Genomic DNA, 19,897 nt, shown 5'->3' on the forward strand with positions numbered 1-19,897 from the left:
CGCTGATCGTCACGTTCTCATCACTGACGTTAAGCGTAATACCTCTGAAATTGCCGGTTTCCTCACCCGGACGCAACATACTGGGTTCTGAAACCACCATATCCGACCCGCTGGCGGTGATTTTTGGTGCTTGCAGCACGCCATCGTAGGCCAGTGACAACGACCGTGTTTCGATGACACCGATATGGGATTCCAGCGTCCAGTCCCCGGTATGAGCCGCATTGCCTGTTTTGTCACTGGAAGCCGCAACATCTACATGGGTGTAATCCGCCATACGGGTAATCAGAGTGATGTCTTGTGATGTGACGTTGCAGCCATACAGCAAAATATCGCCGTCAGGGGTGAGCTTTTCGCCAAGCTTCTCTAACTGTTGCTGATATTGCCCAATCGTTTGAGAGTTAAGTTTGTCGCTACCCAGTGTGATTTCATCGCTGGCGCCATGGCTGATGATATGAATCGCGGTGATATTTTTATCGTTCTTTAGCGCTTCATTCATTTGCTCAAGGCCAGCGTGCTGCGCGTCCAGAACGACGACACGGCTTGCTGCGGGCAATTGACTGACCAGGGATTGCCAGTTCTGCACGTGGCTATCCACGACATAAACTTCATGTGCCGCAGGGGCATCGACCGGAGCGGGAGCTGTGATTGATGCGGGCGCCGGAACCGGTGCGGGAGGCACAAATACCGCTTTCGACGCGTCTGGTGCGTTGCTGCGATGCGGCGCATCTAATGGATTATCCGCATGATTAGCAGCTTCAGCGACGGCTGCGCCATCGAATAACTGGCGCGACTCAAGAGCGAAGCGGTGATGACGAGGGCGGGTAGGATTATCGTTTCGTTGTATGGTCAAAGCATTACTCTTAGCAACTGCGGGGTAAAAACAGTAAAAATACATGCAACTTACAAAGCATAAATGTGCCAGGTGCGTAGGGTTACAAGTGTTTCGAAGTGTATTTTTATGTAAATACACTTAGTTATTATATGTCTTTTGGTGGCTGCTGTGTTAGGGAAATAATTGAGAATCCTCCGCTGTTGACGTGAGCGGACTTCCCCTATCGTTTTCAGAGTTAATTCTCATCTGGCGGACTTATGAATCGATACTCTACTGTGCTGCTGCTTGGCACCTTGACCATGACGACATTTGCCCACGCCGACACGCTGGATGGTTTGTTTGATAATTCTGTTGTCAGCTCAATTTCGCAGGCGATTAACGATGCTTATAAGCCGAACGGCGATAACGGCGATAACGGCGATAACCGCGATGACAGCAACGATCGCAATTGGGACGACCAAAATCAACGCCGCAACGAGGATGATCGACACCAGTACGAAGACCGCCAGCGGCAACTTGAAGACCGGCGTCGCCAGTTGGATGAGCAGCAACGCCAGTTAGATAATCAACGTCGCCAGCTCGAAGACGACGAACGCCGTCTGGATGAAGATTATCGGTAATTTTGCATTCTGCGAGTTGGGTTCTGGAATGGTCGTTTGCCGGAAATATTTCGCATTTCTTGTGTTAGGTTGCGGTGTTATCCGACCCTAATCCACCCGAATTACCATCCCGTCAAACCCGGCTTCATACCCTTTTGGTAGTTCGTTTTCCATCATCCAGCAATCAAACTGATGGCTGATGTGCGTGAGGATCACTCGCGGGCAGCCGATGTATTCATTCATCGCGACGACGGTATTCAAATCGCAATGGTTGTTAGGCGTTTGCGCTCTCGGTTCGTGGCTGCAATCAATCACGATAACCTGCGGTTTATTGTTTGCCAGAAACTTCAGTGTCTTATCCGGCAGAGCGGCGGTATCGCTTAACCATGCGACACGGCTGTGCGGTGTCTCGAACAGATAACCGAGTGTGAGTTTTGAATGGTTGAGCGGCATAGGCGTCACGCGCAGCGCTTGTAGGGTAAAGCCCACAAACGGTTGTAGTGTATGGCTGAAATCCAGAATGCCCGGATGTTTAAATAGATCGTCACAGCCTTGTTCATCGGTAGGGCCGTAAACGGGGATCTTCTCACCCACGCCCCAACGCAGCGGGAACAAACCCTGCACGTGATCCATATGGTAGTGGGTCAGCAAAAATTGCTGAAATTCCCCTGGCTGCCATCTGTCCATCAAATCAGGAATACCCGCATCCAGCAGCGTCACCGCCTCGTTGAACTTCACCACTGCGCTGCAAGGCTTGCGGCGATGTTGTGGATGATTGCGAGCCCGCTCGCAGGCGGCACAAGAACAGCCAAAGGCGGGAACTAATTGTGCACCGCCAGTACCACTAAGTATTAACGTCAGGCTCATGGTATGTCTCCACGGCTTTGGTAAAACGAAAATGAGTGGGCTGATACCCTTCACGCTGGTAGAAACGATGGGCGTCGAGGCGTTTGGCGCTGGTGGAAAGCTCGGTGAGTTCTGCGCCAGCCACGCGCGCCTTTTCTTCCGCCCATGCTAACAATTTGCTGCCAATACCGTAGCCACGCGCCTGTGGCATCACCACTAATTCCTGAATTTCCCCCACCCAGTTCACGTGGTGCAGATGAAACTGCATATGCAAACTCACCATGCCCACGACCTCGCCATTTAGCTCAGCGAGTTGATAACACAAGTTGTGATCCTGGAGGTTTGCCGCAAACCCCACGTTAAATGCATGGCGGTCAAATTCCGCCTGCTTCAGCTCGCCAATCAAAGCGTAGACGGCATCGCTATCGTCAAGTGAGGCAGGGCGTAATTCGATAGTTTCAGACATGGCGAGGCTCCTTCGACGGGAAGTGGACAATATTGGTATTGCGCTGGCTTTCGACCAGACGCATAAACGATAGGACAGCCTCCGCGAGGCTGCCATCGTTATTCAGTACCAGGCAATTATCCAAATCCGGAGCTGAGATGGTCGCGCGTTGCAGGCGTTGCTCGATTTGCTGGGCGTTTTCGCGCCCGCGTTGCTCAAGTCGCTTGCGCAACACGTCGGTTGAGACATGCAGGCAAATCGGCACCAGCGCTTCGCCATAACGCGCCCGCGCTTGTGCCAAATGCTGGCGTGAGCCATTCACCACGACATCGAAGCCTGAATCGAGCCAGATATCCAGCTCAATTCCCACGCCATAACGTTGGTGATGCGCCTGCCAGCACAGCGCGAACAACCCTTGTCTCTGGCGCTGAGTGAACTCCTTCTCACTCAATGCGATATGGTTTTCACAGCCCGCATCGTAAGGGCGGGTAATGTAGCGATGCGCCACCAGTAGCTGATTATACTCCTGCTGACGGAGTGCACTCAGCAGGCTGTCTTTCCCGGAGCCAGACGGCCCCATCAACCAGACTATTTTACTCATCAGAACACCCGTATTCCCTGGCGCCAGACGTGGCCGACGTGGACGTGGTCGCCATGTTGATGCGCCAGCACCATGTCGGCGCGTTTGCCTTCCGCCAGTACGCCACGGTCATCCAGATTCAGGGCGCGAGCAGGGTTGCGCGTCACCAGCGCCACGGCTTGCGGCAAGGTGATGCTGTTGCTTTCGTCGTGAGCTACACGGAAAGCCGCGTCCAGCAGGCTTGCCGGATAATAATCCGAAGAGAGAATATCCAGCAGGCCGACCTGAGCCAGCAGACTTGCCGACACATTCCCGGAATGCGAGCCGCCTCGCACAATATTCGGAGCACCCATCAGCACACTTAAACCATGCTGGCGCGAGGCAAAGGCTGCTTCAAGGGTTGTCGGGAATTCGGCGACAACGCTGCCCAATTCATGAGATTCCACCACATGCGCGGAAGTGGCGTCATCGTGGCTGGCAAGGGGGATATTACGGGCACGGCACTCAGCAGCAATTGCCAGGCGGTTTGGTTGAGACCAGCGTTCGGCCAGCGCCAGTTGTTCAACTTCGTAGCTGTTCATCTCGGCGTCGCTAAGTGAGTATTTTCCTTGGTAATATTCGCGATATTTCACCAGGTTTGAAAACTGACGCTGGCCCGGCGAGTGGTCCATCAACGACACCAGCGACACGCCTTCGCTATCGATCAACTGCTGTAACAGCGGAAGTGTTGTGTGATGAGGCAGTTCGCAACGCAGATGCAAGCGGTGCTCGGCGCGGTTGATACCGCGTGCCTGGCTGTCCATCACTGCGTTGATCATCTTCGCTAAGTTTTCCAGACGGTCACCGCCATCACGCACATCGCCCAAGGCTACGGCGTCCAGCACGGTGGTAATGCCGCTCGCTACCATCAGCGCGTCGTGGCTGCTCATTGCGGAATGCGCAGGCCAGTCAACTTTTGGGCGCGGCGTGAAGAATTTGTCGAGGTTATCGGTGTGCAGCTCGATAAGCCCCGGCAGCAACCAGCCTCCTTCGCCATCTTGCGCCTGGGGTAACTGACTTGGGCTATCGGCAAAATTACGAATCACCCCGTCGGCCACTTCCAGTGAGCCACTCACCACTTCATTGTCCAGCACCAGTTTGACGTGATTAATGATCATTTTCAGCCTCAATGGTTGCCATAGGGGTTGCCATATTGTGCAAGCGGTCTGCGACCTGGTTGCGCACACCTTCATCGTGGAAGATCCCGACGATCGCCGTATCGCGTGCTTTGGCTTCCAGAATCAGCGCAACGACCGCGGCACTGTTTTTCGCATCCAGCGAGGCTGTCGGTTCATCAAGCAGCAAAATCGGGTAATCAACGATAAAACCCCGGGCGATGTTGACCCGCTGTTGCTCGCCACCTGAAAAGGTTGATGGTGCGAGGTTCCACAGACGTTCCGGGACATTCAGGCGGGTGAGTAACATTGACGCTTTGTCTTCACAGACGTCACGCGATACCCCTAAATCCCGCAAGGGCTGCATCACCACCTCTAAAGCTGAAATTCGCGGGATGACGCGCAAAAACTGGCTGACCCAGCCGATGGTCTGGCGGCGCACCGCAAGCACTTCACGCGCCGGAGCCTGCACAATGTCGAGCCATTGGTCGTTATGCTTGACCCAGATATGGCCGCTATCCGGTAAATAGTTAGCGTACAGCGAACGCAGTAACGTGGATTTTCCGCTACCGGAATGACCGTGCAGCACCACACATTCGCCTGATTTTACCTCCAGAGTGGCATTCGCCAGCACCGGTAAACGAATGCCGTGCTGATGGTGTAACACAAAGGTTTTGCTCAGGTTTTCAACCCGTAATCTGGTCATCGTGCGCACCTAATTCTGAAGAACGGAGGAAACAAGCAATTGGGTATACGGGTGGTGCGGGTCGTCCAGAACGCGGTCAGTCAGACCGCTTTCAACCACTTGCCCCTGTTTCATCACCAGCAGGCGGTCTGCCAGCAAACGGGCAACGCCCAAATCGTGGGTGACAATCACCACGGCCAGATTCAGCTCGCGCACCAGTCCCCGCAGCAAATCGAGTAAACGCGCCTGCACTGAAACGTCCAGCCCGCCGGTTGGCTCGTCCATAAACACCAATTTGGGGTGTGTCACCAGGTTGCGGGCGATTTGCAGGCGTTGCTGCATACCGCCTGAAAAGGTTGTCGGTAAGTCGTCGATGCGCGAGGCAGGGATTTCCACTTCTTCTAACCAGCGCTGAGCGGTGGCGCGAATGTCGCCGTAATGGCGCGCACCGGTTGCCATCAAACGCTCGCCAATGTTGCCGCCCGCCGAAACGTGGCGGCGCAGGCCGTCCATGGCATGTTGATGTACCACGCCCCATTCGGTGCGCAGGAGGCGGCGGCGTTCGCCTTCGCTCATGTCGTAGAGCGACGAATCCAGGTAAATGACTTCACCGTTTTGCGGTGCGAGGCGTGCCGAAATCGATTTCAGCAATGTGGTTTTGCCAGAGCCTGATTCGCCCACAATGCCCAGTACTTCGCCAGGATAAAGCTCGAATGAAACGTCGCTGAACCCTTTGCCAGGAGCATAAAGGTGCGTCAGGTTATTCACGGAAAGTAACGGTTGAGTCATTGGCTTGCAGCCTCGCTGTTCTGGCGGCAGAAATCGGTATCGGAGCAGACGAACATGCGGTTGCCCGCATCGTCGAGTACCACTTCATCCAGGTAGCTGTGGTGCGAGCCGCAAATTGCGCAAGGCTCATCCCACTCCTGAACGGTAAACGGGTGGTCGTCAAAATCGAGGCTCTCAACGCGGGTATACGGCGGCACCGCGTAGATGCGTTTTTCACGCCCGGCACCGAACAGTTGCAGCGCAGGCATCATGTCCATTTTCGGGTTATCGAATTTCGGAATGGGTGACGGGTCCATCACATAGCGATCATTCACTTTGACCGGATAGGCGTAAGTGGTGGCGATGTGGCCAAAACGGGCGATGTCTTCGTAGAGTTTTACCTGCATCACGCCGTACTCTTCCAGCGCGTGCATGGTGCGGGTTTCGGTTTCACGGGGTTCAATAAAGCGCAGTGGTTCTGGAATAGGGACTTGGAAAATCAGGATCTGATCTTCAGTCAGTGGCGTTTCCGGGATGCGGTGGCGCGTCTGGATAAGCGTCGCATCGGCAGTGGATTCGGTGGTCGCCACGTCCGTGACACGCTTGAAGAAGTTACGAATGGATACGGCGTTAGTGGTGTCATCTGCGCCCTGGTCGATAACCTTCAGCACGTCGTGTTCGCCAATGACGCTTGCGGTTATCTGAATGCCGCCCGTACCCCAACCATAAGGCATCGGCATTTCGCGCCCACCGAACGGCACCTGGTAACCGGGGATAGCCACAGCTTTCAGAATGGCGCGACGCAGTGTACGTTTGGTTTGCTCATCAAGATAAGCAAAGTTGTAGCCAGTCAGTGCCTTAGTCACGATGACGTTCCTTTTGCAGGCGTTTGAGCAGTTCCAGTTCAGCCTGGAAATCGACGTAATGCGGCAGTTTCAGGTGGGAGACAAAACCGGCGGCTTCGACGTTGTCGGCGTGCGCCAGCACAAACTCCTCGTCCTGCGCGGGGCCTGCTAGGGTTTCGTCGTAGTCCGGGGCTTGCAGCGCGCGGTCAACCAGCGCCATTGCCATCGCTTTGCGCTCGCTCATGCCGAACACCAGCCCGTAACCGCGAGTGAAGTGCGGCGCTTCATCAACGGGTGCGACAAATCCGTTGACCATTTCGCACTCAGTTATCATCAGTTCGCCGACGTTTACCGTAAAACCTAGCTCTTCTGGCGTGATTTCCACATCGATATAGCCGCTGCGGATCTCCGCGGCGAACGGGTGATTGCGCCCGTAACCGCGTTGCGTGGAGTAGGCGAGTGCCAGCAAATAACCTTCGTCGCCGCGCACCAGCTGTTGCAGGCGCGAGGAGCGGGAACAGGGGTAAACCGGCGGCTGGCGCGTGATGTCATCAGGCTGTTCGCCGTTGTCTTCTTCGGCTCTTGCCAGCCCTTGCTTTGCCAGCAGGCTGAATACGTGGGGTGAGGGTTCGGCGTTATCGTCAGCGGTTTTAAGCAACGGTGCTTCACCATTGGCCAGTAAGGTGAAATCCAGCAGACGGTGGGTGTAATCGTAGGTCGGGCCAAGTAACTGGCCGCCCGGAACGTCTTTATAGACGGCGGAAATGCGGCGCTCTAAACGCATCCCGGCACTGTTTAGCGGCTCGCTCACCGCCAGGCGCGGCAAGGTGGTGCGATAGGCACGCAACAAAAAGATGGCTTCAACCATATCGCCGCTGGCTTGTTTGATAGCCAGAGCGGCCAGTTCACGGTCAGCAATGCCGCCTTCGGTCATCACGCGGTCGACTGCCAGGCCAAGCTGTTGCTCGATTTGCGCGACGCTCAGTTCCGGGTGCGTGGCGTCGCCCCGGCGATGATGTTCCTGAAGTGCGTGGGCGGCGGTAATCGCCTTTTCCCCCCCTTTGACGGCGACGTACATCAGCACACCTCCACATGCGTGGTGCGAGGGATAGCCAACAAGCGTTCGCCGCAGGTGAGGATTAAATCGATGCCAAGCGGGAAGGGGTGCGGGCGCTCGGTCAGTTCGTGAATGACGCAATCAGGCAGTTGCGGGGCAATCATTCGTTCTTCACGAATCCCCGCGCCCGTCAGGCGCAACATGCGGCCACCGCTCAGACTCGGCACTTGCAAAATCAGCGTCGCGCTGGTGTCTGGGGCGACGTCCGTTCCCTGTGCCAGTGCGTTAAGTTGATCGGCGGTGATTTCGGCATCGGCAACGGCAAATTGTGCGTGCTCTGGAGTCAAGGAGATGGGTGAATTTGTATGGAATCGGACATTTTGCAGCACCACGTCATTGCTTAACGCCTCGCTAATCCACACCGAAGTGTCGTTATCAGCAAGCGTCAGCAGCACGCTGGTGGAGGCAATGCTCAACGGTTTCCAGCCATGGTGCAGCGAGTGGAGTGCCACGATAACGCCCGGCTCACTCATCGCTTTAAGCAGTCGACGGAAGCTCTGTTGGGCATCCTGCACAGGCAGGTTAAAAGCGGTCATTAGGGTCATGCGTTATCTCCGCGAACCAGAGTGAAGAAGTCGACTCGGCTGCTATTAATTTGTGTGCGGCGGGTGGCCAGGCGCTGTTCACGGTTTGCTGCTAACGGCGCAATTAAAGTTTCTTGTAAAGTCCGGAATCGAACTTTTTCCTGCATCAGCGCGTCGATGACGGCGCAAAGCTCGGCGTGGGCTTTATCGCGCCCTAATAAGTAGCTGTAACCGTAAGTGCCATCGGCGAGCTGCACCACGGCGCGGGTCAGGGAGGCGTCACCGGCAAAAAAACGTTTCCCGGTGCCGCCCATGCGAGCCTGGATTTGTACAAGTCCGATTTCGGACTGACGAATCACTTGATATTCAGGGTTAAGTTTCAGTTCCACCCAAAGTGCGGCCAGTTCTTGTGGCAGGCTGTGGGCGAGCACGGACATCCACTGTTGGCGTTGTGCGACATCAAAATGTGGTGCGTCCATTTAGTGCTCCATGGTGAATTCAATCATGTCGGCGCGGGTCAAGCTGACGGAGTATTCCGCCGGATTGATCTGGTCTTCACGGTGGTTAAGCGTGCGTACACAAAGCAGCGGAGCCATATTGGGGATTTCCAGCAGGCGGCTTTCTTTGGCCTGGGCGCGACGGGCGCTGATGCGTGTCTGTGTACGTTTGAGGTTGATGCCAAGCTGTTGCTCAATAACGTCGTGTAGCGAACCGCTGTGAAACTGTTGCAGCGCGGGCCACCAGCAAAGGTCGGCAAAGTAGTGGTCAATCAGGCACACCGCGATCCCGTTAACGCGACGCAAGGTGCGCAGATGGATAATGTTGTCACCCTCGGTGACGCCCAGCGCATCAGCTACGTGGCTTGAGGCCGGGCGCAATACCGCGAGTAAGCGTTCGCTGGTGGGGTGGCTGCCCTGGTCTAGCAGGTTCTGGCTAAAGCGTGCTTGCGCGTTCAGCGGATAGTCGAATGGGCGCATCAGGACCAACACACCAATTCCCTGGCGACGCTGTACCCAACCTTTTTCTACCAGTTGGTCGATGGCGCGGCGCAGCGTGTGGCGATTAACCTCGTAACGTGCTGCCAGTTGGCTTTCAGCGGGTAAGTAGTCGCCACAGCGGTAATTTTTACGCAGCTCTTGTTCGAGTAGGGCGGCGATTTCCTGATAACGCGTTGGGTAACTGGTCGGATGTCTGGATAGGTTCATTGGTGTCAACGCCTCGTTAAATGAAGTGCTTACGCAGTCGTTGTGACATGAAATCCAGCAGGCTCACGGTGACGATGATGATGACCATCAGCGCACAGGTTTGCTGGAACTGGAATCCGCGAATCGCTTCCCATAACGTCACACCAATCCCGCCTGCGCCCACCATGCCAACCACCGTTGCCGAACGGACGTTCGACTCAAAACGGTACAGCGAGTAGGAGATAAGCAGTGGCATCACTTGCGGGAGTACGCCGTAGAGGATTTCTTCAAGTTTGTTCGCGCCCGTGGCACGAATCCCTTCAACGGGACCCGGTTCGATAGCTTCCACCGCTTCAGAAAGCAGTTTGGAGAGCACGCCAGTGGTGTGGATGAACAACGCCAGAACACCGGCAAAAGGGCCAAGACCAACGGCGACCACGAACAGCATCGCAAAAACCATTTCGTTGATGGCGCGGCAGGCGTCCATCGCTCTTCGCATCGGTTGGTAAACCCACCATGGCACCAGGTTGTCGGCACACATCAGGCCGCAGGGAATGGAAAGTACGATGGCCAGTGCGGTGCCCCAAACGGCGATTTGTAGGGTGATAGACATTTCAGCCAGATAGTCACGCCATTGGCTGAAATCAGGCGGAAAGAAGTCGGCCGCGAAGGTGGCCATATTCCCGGAATCTTTTATCAACGTGAGCGGGGCCATTTCCGCGCCATGCCAGGAGACCGCGAGGACAGAAAGTAAAATCGCCCAGCTAAGTAATGAAAACCAACTGCGTTTTGGTGCGGCGACGGTGATGGTTTGCTGCATGAGGTGCTCCGTATGGTTTTTTTGGCGGATGACGCTTCGCTTATCCACCCTACGGTCGGGTAGGGTTGCGTGAGCGTCATCCAGCAACAATTACTGCACCGCTTTGTTCTGACTGCTCATCGCAGAAAGTGCTGCCGTCAGGCGATCCAAGTCGCTAAGTTGGTTCTGCAACTCGGTGACTTTGACGGTTTTATCTTTCTCATCCAGGCCTTTGTTGTCCTTTACGCCCTGCATTTGTTTAAACAGTGCGAGCTGGCGGATTGGCAGCAGTTGCAGGTCGCTTGACGGACGGAACGGAGCCCAACCCAGCCGAGTCAACACTTCTTTTTCTTCCGCATTTTTGCCGTAAGTCATGAAGAAATCGTAGATTTTGTCTTTAGTGGTTTCAGACAGATTCTTACGCCAGGCAATGGGGTCACCCGGGATCAGTGGTGATTTCCAGATAACCTTCAGCTCTTTAAGTTTGTCGGGTGCTGAGGTTTTCAGTTTTTCGAGGTTTTCGGTGTTGTTGGTTGCCACGTCGACTTGCTTATTGGCAACCGCCAGGGCGTTGGTTTCATGGCCAGCATTCACTGAGCGTTTAAACTCGCTCACAGAGACGTTGTTCTTGGCGAAAACATAGTATCCCGGGACGAGGTAACCAGACGTTGAGTTGGGATCACCGTTACCGAAGGTCAGCTCTTTACGTTTTGCTAGCAGATCTTGCAGATTATTGATTGGACTGTCTTTGTTAACGATCAGCACGCTCCAGTAACCCGGAGAACCATCGGCTGCGACCGTTTGAGCAAAGACCTGGCCGTTAGCGCGGTCGACGGCTTCCATTGCCGACAGGTTGCCATACCAGGCGATATCGACTTTGTTAAAACGCATTCCCTGAATGATCCCCGCGTAGTCCGGTGCGAAGAAAGCATTCACTTTCACGCCCAGCTTCTTCTCCATATCCTTTAGGAACGGTTCCCATTGTGGTTTGAGGTTTTGTTGTGATTCGGTAGAGATAATGCCGAAGTTCAGGGATTTCTCTTGTTCATCCGCATGGGCTGGGCTGAACAGGGCACTGACGCTTAACAGGCTGGTAAAGGCTAAGGCTTTTACGGCTTTGTAGCTCATGACTAATCCTTGAGTTAATTGATTGGTGTTCTTATGCTGCCGCATCAACTTGGGCAATGCTGCGATAGAGATTTCCCAGCCGTTCGTTGTCGAACGCTGAGCGGCATCCGTCGTAAAACACATGACCCTGGCGCAGCGCGACGATGCGTTCGCAGTAGCGCAGGGCGTAATCCACCTGATGCAACGTCACCACAACGGTAATGCCGTCCAGACGGTTAATGTCGTGCAGCGTTTCCATTACGATGCGCGCAGATTCGGGGTCGAGTGAGGCAATCGGCTCATCAGCTAAAATCACTTTCGCCTGCTGCATCAAAGCGCGGGCAATCGCCACGCGCTGTTGTTGCCCACCGGACAGGGTGGAAACGCGTTGAAAAGCAAACTGCGCCATACCGACGCGGGTCAGAGCTTGCAATGCGCGTTGCTTTTGTTCGCGAGTAAACCAGTTAAAACAGGTACGCCAGAACGGCGTGGAACCCAGCGCGCCAATCAGTACGTTTTCCAGTACTGTCAGGCGATTTACCAGATTGAACTGTTGGAAGATGTAGCCGGTGTGGGCGCGGCTTTTGCGAATATCGCTCGCCAGTCGGCCCGCTTTTTGTACGGTGCGGCCAAGCAATTCAACCTGACAGTCTGCTGATTTATCAGAAGTAATCAGACCGCTCAGGTGGCGTAAGAGGGTAGATTTGCCTGAGCCAGACGGCCCCAGCAGAGCAACCATCTCACCTTCTCTCACCTCCAGATCAACGGCGTTCAACGCTTGATGCTGGTTGAAGGTTTTGCTCAGTTTGTTGACGCGAATAATTGTTTGCATCATTCGGCTCCTTAAAAAAGTTGCCTCATGGTGACGATGAAATGTGACGGTTATGTTAAGAATAAATTTCGGTGTGATGAAGAGTGAGACGCAGCCTGGAAGTCATCAAGCTAATCAGCTATTTGTCGTATTGTCTGGAACTTCTTTTTTGTATTTGCTTAAAGGTACCCGCCGGTCATTGGGAAGGTAGCAATGAGCAAGAATATTATTTTTTGTGCCGATGGCACATGGACCGCTCCCGGTGTAGAACCCAAACCGGATGATGAAACAATCGCCAGTAATGTTTATCAGCTATTTATTGATTTAAAAGGCGCTGTCGATCAGCAGAGTTTATTGTTAGCCAATGAGCAGGAAAAAACGCTTACGGATAACAGCGGCTATGTTGTGCAAGTTGCGAAGTACATTTATGGAATGGGCGATCCGCATAATGGCTTGGTAAAACGGCTGGGTGGGGCATTTGGCGCAAATTTGATCGTGCCGATCATTCGTGGCTACACCTTTATCAGTCGCCATTGGCAGCCGGGGGACAGGATCTATCTGGTGGGATTTAGCCACGGTGCTTATACCGCGCGGGTTCTGGCTGAGATGATCATCGATCGTGGTTTATTAAGTCGTGAAAAGCTGAATTTAAACCAGCGCAGTAAAGATGAAGCGTGGCGGTTTGCCTCGTCGGTGTGGGCGCAGTATCTTGCCCATTCCCCGGAAATAAATCCGACTCTGTTAGGGAGTGTGGTGCGCGAGTTGCCGGGTTTTTTTTGCGACAGCGTGGACCCGACTTGTATTGTGCGTCCGGCTTCAATCGAAGCGGTGGCAGTGTGGGAAACGGTCGGGCAGATGGGCATCCCAAAATATTTCACTGATAAGCGCTACAATATTTTCCGCTTTAATAATACCGAGCTGCATCCACGGGTGAAATACGGGCTACAGGCGCTGGCGATTGATGAGCAGCGTGTCGATTTAGCGCCAGTGTTGTGGGATAACCGCGATCGTATTTTGCAGGTGCTGTTTCCCGGTATTCACCAGGATGTTGGCGGGGGATATCAGTTAACGCCTGAGGACAGCAGTTTGTCGAATGGCGCCTATTTGTGGATGCACGATGCGCTCGACGATTTGGGGATTCATCTTGCTCCCAGCGCTGTCGTTGCTGACCCACTTGGGCCACTGCATTGCGATTGGTATCCGCCCACCCCGTTTTTGCGCATTATGCCCCGTCACCTTCCCCCACCGGTGACTTCATCAATGATGGTGCACCAGTCGGTTATCGAGCGGCTAAGTGGCGACGCTACATTGCTGCAGCAGTCGGCGATAACCGGGGAATGGCAGCCTGGACCGTATGCGCCGGAACCGCTACAAGACTATTTGCATGGACAGGGCGCAATCCCCATTAACTGGGCTATCGCGCGGTAGGCGTACAGGATGCTACCGCTTGTATTCACAAACGGTAGCATCCTGTACCCGTCATACTTCAAGTCGCATCTTTGTTGGCGACACTCACTCACCCGCATCACTTAGTTGTGTAAGCTCAACGAGATGAGTTTGCTTGCCGCTGCGATGAATCTTGAATTATTTTAGGCATACAATCAGTTACATCAGTTACATCAGTTACATCAGTTACATCAGTTACATCAGTTACATCAGTTACATCGGTTACATCGGTTTTTCGACATTCACCATCCATGGGATACCGTACTTATCGGTCAACATGCCAAATCCTTTGGCCCAGAACGTTTCACCCCAGGGCATGGTGACATCACCACCCGCGGCGAGGTTATCAAACCAACGTTTACCTTCGGCGACATCTTCAGTGGATAGACTCAGCGCATAGCCGGAGTGCTTAACTTTTTCAGCACTCATATTGCCATCGCTCATCATCACTTCATTGTCACCAATGCGAACATTGGCGTGCATGATTTTATCGTCAGGCCAGTTAAATCCACTGTTGCAGCCTTCTGACGAGTCGTTTGCTGCCTCCTCTGGCATTTCGCCAAAAGTCATTTTGAACAGCAGTTCGGCACCGATGGCTTGTTTATAAAACGCGATAGCTTCTTCGCAGGTGCCGTCAAAAAAGATGTAGGGGCCAATAGCCATTATTTAATCCTCTTTAAAACCCGTCATACTTGCCGCCTACCTGCGACTCGAATTATTGAGGGTTTACTTTGGTCAAAATATACACAAAAGAAGTGTAGTCATGGGGAGAGGGGCAAGCCAGGCGGGGGGCGTAAAAAACGGTGGATTTCTCCACCGTATTAACTGCTTTTGCAGGTCGGATAAGCGCAGTGTCATCCGACACTAACTTAGTTCTTTTTAACGAACTCAGACTTCAACTTCATCGGGCCAAAGCCATCAATTTTACAATCGATGTTATGGTCACCTTCAACCAGACGGATACCTTTCACTTTGGTACCAATCTTCAACATTGAAGAACTGCCTTTGACTTTCAAGTCTTTAACCACGGTCACGTTATCGCCATCAGCTAACAAGTTACCGTTGGCATCTTTAACGATCAGTGGGTCACTGTCTTGTGCGGGTTCGGCATCATTCCATTCATGCGCGCACTCAGGGCAGATAAACATACCGTTGTCTTCGTAGGTGTACTCAGAATTGCATTTCGGGCAATGAGGGAGAGTCATTAATAGTATCCTCAAAAATAGCGGTTTTCCGCCAAAAGTTGCGCAATTATACACTAAAACCCTACTTTTGCGGGGACTATCAGCACTATGCCTTGTGCTATCAGGGAAGGCGACATGCAAATAATTATATCTTATAACGTTAATCAATTGCTAAATTCGGGACGAAAATACAGAATTGGCTTATTGAAATACGCTACTGTCTCGTTCTCTGTTGTGTCATTACATAACTTCATTTCGAAAAATAAGCTTAATCATAAAAACATCGAATAATTGATTTCCGCACGTAATTATAATTACCGGTACTTAGTTGGCCTATAAATATTAGTATTTTTATAAAAATCCGGATGATTTGATTTAAGTAAGGATTTTTTATGCACACACAAGCAGTATTTGAGTTAAGTCAGGAAGCTGAGCGGTTATTGCAACTGGCCCTGCAAAATCTTAATACCTTAAAAACAATCACTTTTACTAATCAGCAAGACGTGAATTCTTTTGAGCAATCGCAGATGGGGGCGGTTGTCTCGACTAAGTTTGGTCCGAACGGCATTCAGGCGCAGCAAGCCATGCTGCAAAATGAGTTGCGCAAGATTACCCAGCAGGAAATGGTGTTGGCTATTGTAGGCACTGTAAAAGCAGGGAAATCCACCACCATCAACGCCATTGTTGGCACGGAAGTACTGCCGAATCGTAACCGCCCGATGACGGCATTACCGACATTGATTCGCCACACGTCTGGTCAGCGTGAGCCGGTGCTGCATTTTCCATACGTGCAACCCATCGAAAAATTAATGCAAACGTTGCAACTTCGTTTGCAGCAAACCGACAGAGAAACGCTGGGTAAACATCTGGAAATTGATCGGGATATGGTGGGTTTATTAACCCGGATAACCGAAGGGGAATCATTCGCTAAGCATTATCTTGGTGCTCAACCTATTTTTCATTGTTTGAAAAGCCTTAATGATTTAGTGCGGTTATCAAAAGCCCTGGATGTCGCTTTTCCTTTTAAAGCTTATGCAGCAATTGAACATGTTCCGGTAATTGAAGTTGAATTTGTCCATTTAGTTGGAATGAATGAAGGCTATGGGCAACTGACCTTATTAGATACCCCCGGCCCTAATGAAGCCGGGCAGCCGCATTTGCAAAAAATGCTTCAGGAACAACTGACCCAAGCTTCAGCCGTGCTGGCAGTACTGGATTACACCCAATTGAAGTCAGTTTCGGATGAAGATGTGCGAAACGCGATTTTGGGCGTCGGTACATCCGTGCCGCTCTACGCGCTGGTGAATAAGTTTGATCAAAAAGACAGGAATGGTGACGACGAAGAACAAGTTAAAACGTTGATTTCCGGCACGCTAATGAAAGGCATTGTTGAGCCGAAGCATGTTTTCCCGGTTTCTTCCATGTGGGGATATCTGGCTAATCGTGCGCGTCATGAACTGGTATTAAAGGGACAGTTACCGGATCCCAATGAGCATCGCTGGGTGCAAGATTTTGCTGACGCGGCTTTGGGGCGGCGTTGGAAACATGACGATTTGGCGGATAAAACGGCAGTAGCTCGTGCCGCGGATCTGCTGTGGGAAGATTCGCAGTTTGCCGAGCCTATCAAAAAGGTGCTTCATGCTGCACACGCCAACGCCTCGATGTACGCGCTGCGTTCCGCCTGCCAGAAATTACTTAACTACACGCAGGGTGCAGAAGAATACCTGAATTTTCGCAGCCAGGGGCTGCGTATTGCCAGTGAGCAATTGCAGCTTAATATTACGGCACTTGAAGATGACATGAACCTGGCGGCTGCCAGCCAGCAGTCGGTAAACACCGCTGCGCACAACAACGTAAACCAGTCTGTGGAAGCGATGGGGGAGTTTATCCGCCGTTTTGGGCAACAAATTAATGCCAACGTTGTGGAGTATTTCCAGCAAGGCACGGTGCCTGAAAAACTCACACGCCAGTCGATGTTGTTGGGAACTCGCCGGGGAATCGACTTTGACAGCCGCTATGAAACACTGAGTTTTGACGATGAGCAATCGGCGCAAATTACGCTACACAGAATCCGCGCCTCATGTGAAATCATCCTTACCGCGGCCCAGGAAAAAATGACTGAGGAGCTGATTCACCTGTTCAGTTATTTGGAAGTCGAACTGGCGGATACGTTGCGTAACACCTTAAAACCGATTGAGGCCCGTGTCGCACAAGGGTTAACCCAGGCAGGTTTTCGCACCAATATCAGCCTGCCAGTGTTCCATGTCGGGCTATTAAATTTCAATGTCAATCAAGCATTTAATGAACTCATTGAAGAACAAGACATTCCTGTCGCGCAATTACGCCGCCCGACCGGGATGCGTGGCACAGTTGCGCGCTGGCTCAATAGCGAAGAGTGGGGCTGGGAAGGGGACACCGTGATGAAAAGTCGCTACGTGATTTCTTTGCCTGATGTCCAGCACAAGCTGCTCCAGCACGTCTCCAGTTTCCTGTTGCAGCTTAATCAAAACATGGCGGTACAAATTGAAAACGCCGTGAGTGAGGGAATGACCGCTTTCTTCGCTGATTTTTCCCAATCGTTGGATGCGATACGCCTGAATCTGCAACAAAGTTTGTTGGCGCGTCAGCAAAATGAAGACGCGGTAATGGCTTTGCGAAAACAGCTCCAGCAGTGCGTACGAACCACGCGCTACATCCATGAGGACACCCGCCTGTTGCGGGATGATATTCAGACGTTATTTTCGGTAGAACAGCAATGAGCAGTGTATTACCCGGTACTCAAACCCGCACTTTGGAATGTGTTGCAGAGAAGTTCGTCGTCGATTTCGCGAAAAATAGCGGTGTCGCGCGTGAGCGGTGGCATAGCCAGCAAAGCAAAGCGTATTACCAACGTCTGACCGGTGAGTTTATTGGCAGGAGTCAGTCGCAAAAATGGGCGACGGACGAAGCGTTATTGGAGACGCCAGAATTCACGCTAACCATGCTCGGACAGCTTTGCCAACGCGTGGCGAAAAAGCATCGGGCGATGGCTAAAGTCTATGAAATTGTGCGCTCCATGGCTGCCGCTTCTGCGCGGGTGAACAACGAGGCTCACGAAGTCCGCCAGCTGTCTGCTCAAGTGCAACAGCAACTCGCGCTGCGAGTCGACAATCTGGAAGCGCAATTAAACGGTACTGATCTCATGCATCTGGGCATCGTGCATTGCGAACAAGTTTTTGCCCGTTGGCAGACTGGACACTATTTATCGTTTTCCCCCGCCGGACGTTGTTATGTCGCGTTGCAGGAGTTGTACTGGGGCACGTTTGGTGATGCGCTGCGTTTTGGTAGCACGTTGCAGGCAAGCGAGCTCATTGAACAGGCGCGTGCGTTGGCCATCTCGCAGTTAGCGCAAGATGTGAATGCATCAGCTCGCACGCGTCATTACTACTATGAGTGGCTGATGTTTCCGTCAACGCCTGACATGATGGAAAGCAAAGAAGCGCTGGCGTGGCTGGGGGATGACTGTGATAGCGATAATCATCCAGTTATCTTTGCCACCACACAAACACACATGGGAGTTTCGCTCGGTATGCCGCGCATTTGTTCCGCAATGCGCTTGGGTAGTGCGATGGTCGATGAAATGTTTAATTAGTATTGCTTAAATAACAATATGGGTACCGAGGTCCAGGATATATATATTTTGGATTGAATATGTTCAAAGGATATGTTCATATTCGTCACAATGTGAGTTTTTATTAAGTATTGTGCCAGCGCATTCATTCTTTTGCGCTGGCATCTTATTCATGGAAGAAATACATGTTCGTTAATAATAATTATACTCTGTGCATTCTTACGTGCTGTATCGTTCTATTTATCTCCCCGTCATTCTCTGCACCATTGAGTCCTGCCGATCGTGATTTTATTCACCATGAGCAACAGATTTTATTGCAACAAAATCAACAGCAACGTGAGGATTTGCAACGTACAGCACCTCTCCGTCAACCCGCAGTGCTGGCGGAACCGGCTACCCGTGGGCCATGTTTTAATATTCACTCCATCAATATTAATAATTCAGTGCTACTGTCCGATAAAAAACAAGAAGAATTAAAATATTCTTATATTGGTCAATGTATTGGTATGGATAAAATCTCTCAATTAACGAGAGAGATATCTGATTGGTATATTCAGCAAGGATATATTACCAGCCGTGCTTTTATCACTGAGCAAGATTTGTCTGGCGGTGAATTAAACATTACGGTGCTGGAAGGGCGGCTTGAAAAAATAAATATCGAAGGCAGTTCATCCCGTCAGTTACATATGGCATTTCCTGGGCTTGAAGGTGAGATCCTCAACTTGCGCGACATTGAGCAGGGCATGGAACAAATCAACCGCTTGCGCAGCAACCCAGTGCAGATTGAAATTCTGCCCAGTGAAAAACCGGGCTATTCCATCGTCAACCTCACCGCCACACCAGAGTTTCCGCTCAGTGTTTCGCTAGGGTTCGATAACAGCGGCCAAAAAAGTACCGGCACCGGGCAACTCAACGGCTCGCTTACGGGCAATAACCTACTGGGTATTGCGGATAAATGGTTTGTGAGCGGTGCGCGCAGTAGCGACTTCTCTTCTTCACATGATGCCCAGAGTGTGCAGGCTGGGCTGAGTATTCCTTACGGATACAACCTGTTTGATTACAGCTATAGCTGGAGCAATTACCTCAGCACCATTGATAACAATGGCTTCGGCTGGGCATCAACGGGCGACAGCCAGACACACCGTTTTACCGCGTCTCGGGTGCTATTTCGCAATGGCGATATCAAAACGGGCGCTTCCATCGGCCTGACGCATCAAATCAGCAATAACTTTCTCAATGATGTACTGCTCGACAGCAGCAGCCGCAAACTTTCCAGCCTGCTATTTGGCCTGAACCATACGCAAAAAATACTCGGCGGTGTTGCCACACTCAACCCGACATTTAGCCACGGCGTGTCCTGG

At 52.2% G+C, this 19,897-nt stretch carries 22 protein-coding genes; 5 read left to right on the plus strand and 17 right to left on the minus strand.

All coding sequences use genetic code 11. The features are described 5' to 3' along the window. On the minus strand, positions 1-850 hold an 850-nt coding region (locus VJY99_RS12855), incomplete at its 3' end, for a DUF4347 domain-containing protein (RefSeq protein ID WP_324119020.1). A 239-nt stretch (positions 851-1,089) separates the two neighbouring features. Here VJY99_RS12855 and yjdP point away from each other — a divergent pair. Continuing rightward, positions 1,090-1,452, plus strand: coding sequence for a DDRRRQL repeat protein YjdP (gene yjdP / locus VJY99_RS12860; protein WP_324119022.1), 363 nt, complete (start codon positions 1,090-1,092; stop codon positions 1,450-1,452). An 87-nt stretch (positions 1,453-1,539) separates the two neighbouring features. On the opposite strand, the gene phnP is transcribed toward yjdP, so the two are convergent. From phnP to phnC, 14 genes are all read right to left on the minus strand, one after another. Continuing rightward, positions 1,540-2,298 carry a phosphonate metabolism protein PhnP gene (gene phnP, locus VJY99_RS12865; RefSeq protein WP_324119024.1) on the minus strand — a complete coding sequence of 253 codons (759 nt, stop codon included), beginning with the start codon at positions 2,296-2,298 and terminating at the stop codon, positions 1,540-1,542. After that, entirely contained in the window at positions 2,276-2,743 is a 468-nt protein-coding gene (gene phnO / locus VJY99_RS12870; RefSeq protein WP_324119026.1) for an aminoalkylphosphonate N-acetyltransferase, read from the minus strand. The genes phnP and phnO overlap by 23 nt, the downstream gene beginning before the upstream one ends. Beyond that, entirely contained in the window at positions 2,736-3,323 is a 588-nt protein-coding gene (phnN, locus tag VJY99_RS12875) for a ribose 1,5-bisphosphokinase (protein WP_414641594.1), read from the minus strand. Before phnN ends, phnO begins: the two co-directional genes overlap by 8 nt. Beyond that, positions 3,323-4,459, minus strand: a complete 1,137-nt coding sequence (phnM, locus tag VJY99_RS12880; protein WP_324119028.1) for an alpha-D-ribose 1-methylphosphonate 5-triphosphate diphosphatase — start codon at positions 4,457-4,459, stop codon at positions 3,323-3,325. Before phnM ends, phnN begins: the two co-directional genes overlap by 1 nt. After that, the gene (gene phnL / locus VJY99_RS12885; RefSeq protein WP_324119030.1) at positions 4,449-5,162 is read right to left on the minus strand and encodes a phosphonate C-P lyase system protein PhnL; all 714 of its coding nucleotides are present in this window, start codon (positions 5,160-5,162) and stop codon (positions 4,449-4,451) included. Before phnL ends, phnM begins: the two co-directional genes overlap by 11 nt. 9 nt (positions 5,163-5,171) lie before the next feature. Next, complete coding sequence (gene phnK / locus VJY99_RS12890; RefSeq protein ID WP_324119032.1) at positions 5,172-5,930, minus strand: phosphonate C-P lyase system protein PhnK; 759 nt, start codon at positions 5,928-5,930, stop codon at positions 5,172-5,174. Beyond that, positions 5,927-6,763, minus strand: a complete 837-nt coding sequence (locus tag VJY99_RS12895) for an alpha-D-ribose 1-methylphosphonate 5-phosphate C-P-lyase PhnJ (RefSeq protein WP_324119058.1) — start codon at positions 6,761-6,763, stop codon at positions 5,927-5,929. The genes phnK and VJY99_RS12895 overlap by 4 nt, the downstream gene beginning before the upstream one ends. Before the next feature lie 4 nt (positions 6,764-6,767). Continuing rightward, positions 6,768-7,832, minus strand: coding sequence for a carbon-phosphorus lyase complex subunit PhnI (locus tag VJY99_RS12900; protein ID WP_324119033.1), 1,065 nt, complete (start codon positions 7,830-7,832; stop codon positions 6,768-6,770). Next, positions 7,832-8,416 (minus strand): phosphonate C-P lyase system protein PhnH, encoded by a 585-nt coding sequence (gene phnH, locus VJY99_RS12905; protein ID WP_324119035.1) that lies wholly within the window; start codon positions 8,414-8,416, stop codon positions 7,832-7,834. Before phnH ends, VJY99_RS12900 begins: the two co-directional genes overlap by 1 nt. Further along, positions 8,413-8,874 carry a phosphonate C-P lyase system protein PhnG gene (gene phnG / locus VJY99_RS12910; protein WP_324119037.1) on the minus strand — a complete coding sequence of 154 codons (462 nt, stop codon included), beginning with the start codon at positions 8,872-8,874 and terminating at the stop codon, positions 8,413-8,415. The genes phnH and phnG overlap by 4 nt, the downstream gene beginning before the upstream one ends. After that, on the minus strand, positions 8,875-9,600 hold the full coding sequence (gene phnF / locus VJY99_RS12915) for a phosphonate metabolism transcriptional regulator PhnF (RefSeq protein WP_324119039.1): 726 nt from the start codon (positions 9,598-9,600) through the stop codon (positions 8,875-8,877). 16 nt (positions 9,601-9,616) lie between these two features. Beyond that, positions 9,617-10,399: a phosphonate ABC transporter, permease protein PhnE gene (gene phnE, locus VJY99_RS12920; protein ID WP_324119041.1), complete on the minus strand. Its 783-nt coding sequence runs from the start codon at positions 10,397-10,399 to the stop codon at positions 9,617-9,619. Positions 10,400-10,489: 90 nt separating this feature from the next. Next, entirely contained in the window at positions 10,490-11,506 is a 1,017-nt protein-coding gene (phnD, locus tag VJY99_RS12925; RefSeq protein WP_324119043.1) for a phosphonate ABC transporter substrate-binding protein, read from the minus strand. Positions 11,507-11,537: 31 nt separating this feature from the next. Further along, entirely contained in the window at positions 11,538-12,317 is a 780-nt protein-coding gene (gene phnC, locus VJY99_RS12930; RefSeq protein WP_324119060.1) for a phosphonate ABC transporter ATP-binding protein, read from the minus strand. Between the two features lie 192 nt (positions 12,318-12,509). On the opposite strand from phnC, the gene VJY99_RS12935 reads away from it, so the two are divergent. Continuing rightward, complete coding sequence (locus VJY99_RS12935) at positions 12,510-13,724, plus strand: DUF2235 domain-containing protein (RefSeq protein ID WP_324119045.1); 1,215 nt, start codon at positions 12,510-12,512, stop codon at positions 13,722-13,724. 240 nt (positions 13,725-13,964) lie between these two features. Here the strand turns inward: VJY99_RS12935 and yjdN are convergent, their stop codons facing one another. Both yjdN and VJY99_RS12945 read right to left on the minus strand, forming a co-directional pair. Beyond that, the gene (gene yjdN / locus VJY99_RS12940; protein WP_324119047.1) at positions 13,965-14,405 is read right to left on the minus strand and encodes a VOC family metalloprotein YjdN; all 441 of its coding nucleotides are present in this window, start codon (positions 14,403-14,405) and stop codon (positions 13,965-13,967) included. A 206-nt stretch (positions 14,406-14,611) separates the two neighbouring features. Next, a complete protein-coding gene (locus VJY99_RS12945; RefSeq protein ID WP_324119049.1) occupies positions 14,612-14,947 on the minus strand; it encodes a zinc ribbon domain-containing protein YjdM in 336 nt (111 codons plus the stop codon). Positions 14,948-15,318: 371 nt separating this feature from the next. On the opposite strand from VJY99_RS12945, the gene VJY99_RS12950 reads away from it, so the two are divergent. The 3 genes from VJY99_RS12950 to VJY99_RS12960 all read left to right on the plus strand — a co-directional run. After that, positions 15,319-17,685 (plus strand): dynamin family protein, encoded by a 2,367-nt coding sequence (locus VJY99_RS12950; protein ID WP_324119051.1) that lies wholly within the window; start codon positions 15,319-15,321, stop codon positions 17,683-17,685. Continuing rightward, complete coding sequence (locus VJY99_RS12955; RefSeq protein ID WP_324119053.1) at positions 17,682-18,557, plus strand: diguanylate cyclase regulator RdcB family protein; 876 nt, start codon at positions 17,682-17,684, stop codon at positions 18,555-18,557. Before VJY99_RS12950 ends, VJY99_RS12955 begins: the two co-directional genes overlap by 4 nt. A gap of 164 nt (positions 18,558-18,721) precedes the next feature. After that, positions 18,722-19,897 (plus strand): ShlB/FhaC/HecB family hemolysin secretion/activation protein (locus tag VJY99_RS12960; RefSeq protein WP_324119055.1); only part of this gene is annotated, 1,176 nt, incomplete at its 3' end.

Source organism: Buttiauxella sp., assembly GCF_035271705.1.
Lineage (GTDB): Bacteria > Pseudomonadota > Gammaproteobacteria > Enterobacterales > Enterobacteriaceae > Buttiauxella.

Bases quoted from the DNA above. Each gene is read 5' to 3' on its own strand.
- phnO (WP_324119026.1), bottom strand. From the start codon at position 2,743: ATGTCTGAAACTATCGAATTACGCCCTGCCTCACTTGACGATAGCGAT.
- phnE (WP_324119041.1), bottom strand. From the start codon at position 10,399: ATGCAGCAAACCATCACCGTCGCCGCACCAAAACGCAGTTGGTTTTCA.
- phnF (WP_324119039.1), bottom strand. From the start codon at position 9,600: ATGAACCTATCCAGACATCCGACCAGTTACCCAACGCGTTATCAGGAA.
- phnP (WP_324119024.1), bottom strand. From the start codon at position 2,298: ATGAGCCTGACGTTAATACTTAGTGGTACTGGCGGTGCACAATTAGTT.
- VJY99_RS12935 (WP_324119045.1), top strand. From the start codon at position 12,510: ATGAGCAAGAATATTATTTTTTGTGCCGATGGCACATGGACCGCTCCC.
- VJY99_RS12955 (WP_324119053.1), top strand. From the start codon at position 17,682: ATGAGCAGTGTATTACCCGGTACTCAAACCCGCACTTTGGAATGTGTT.
- phnK (WP_324119032.1), bottom strand. From the start codon at position 5,930: ATGACTCAACCGTTACTTTCCGTGAATAACCTGACGCACCTTTATGCT.
- phnL (WP_324119030.1), bottom strand. From the start codon at position 5,162: ATGACCAGATTACGGGTTGAAAACCTGAGCAAAACCTTTGTGTTACAC.
- phnG (WP_324119037.1), bottom strand. From the start codon at position 8,874: ATGGACGCACCACATTTTGATGTCGCACAACGCCAACAGTGGATGTCC.
- phnD (WP_324119043.1), bottom strand. From the start codon at position 11,506: ATGAGCTACAAAGCCGTAAAAGCCTTAGCCTTTACCAGCCTGTTAAGC.
- phnM (WP_324119028.1), bottom strand. From the start codon at position 4,459: ATGATCATTAATCACGTCAAACTGGTGCTGGACAATGAAGTGGTGAGT.
- VJY99_RS12900 (WP_324119033.1), bottom strand. From the start codon at position 7,832: ATGTACGTCGCCGTCAAAGGGGGGGAAAAGGCGATTACCGCCGCCCAC.
- phnN (WP_414641594.1), bottom strand. From the start codon at position 3,323: ATGAGTAAAATAGTCTGGTTGATGGGGCCGTCTGGCTCCGGGAAAGAC.
- VJY99_RS12945 (WP_324119049.1), bottom strand. From the start codon at position 14,947: ATGACTCTCCCTCATTGCCCGAAATGCAATTCTGAGTACACCTACGAA.
- VJY99_RS12950 (WP_324119051.1), top strand. From the start codon at position 15,319: ATGCACACACAAGCAGTATTTGAGTTAAGTCAGGAAGCTGAGCGGTTA.
- yjdP (WP_324119022.1), top strand. From the start codon at position 1,090: ATGAATCGATACTCTACTGTGCTGCTGCTTGGCACCTTGACCATGACG.
- phnH (WP_324119035.1), bottom strand. From the start codon at position 8,416: ATGACCCTAATGACCGCTTTTAACCTGCCTGTGCAGGATGCCCAACAG.
- yjdN (WP_324119047.1), bottom strand. From the start codon at position 14,405: ATGGCTATTGGCCCCTACATCTTTTTTGACGGCACCTGCGAAGAAGCT.
- phnC (WP_324119060.1), bottom strand. From the start codon at position 12,317: ATGCAAACAATTATTCGCGTCAACAAACTGAGCAAAACCTTCAACCAG.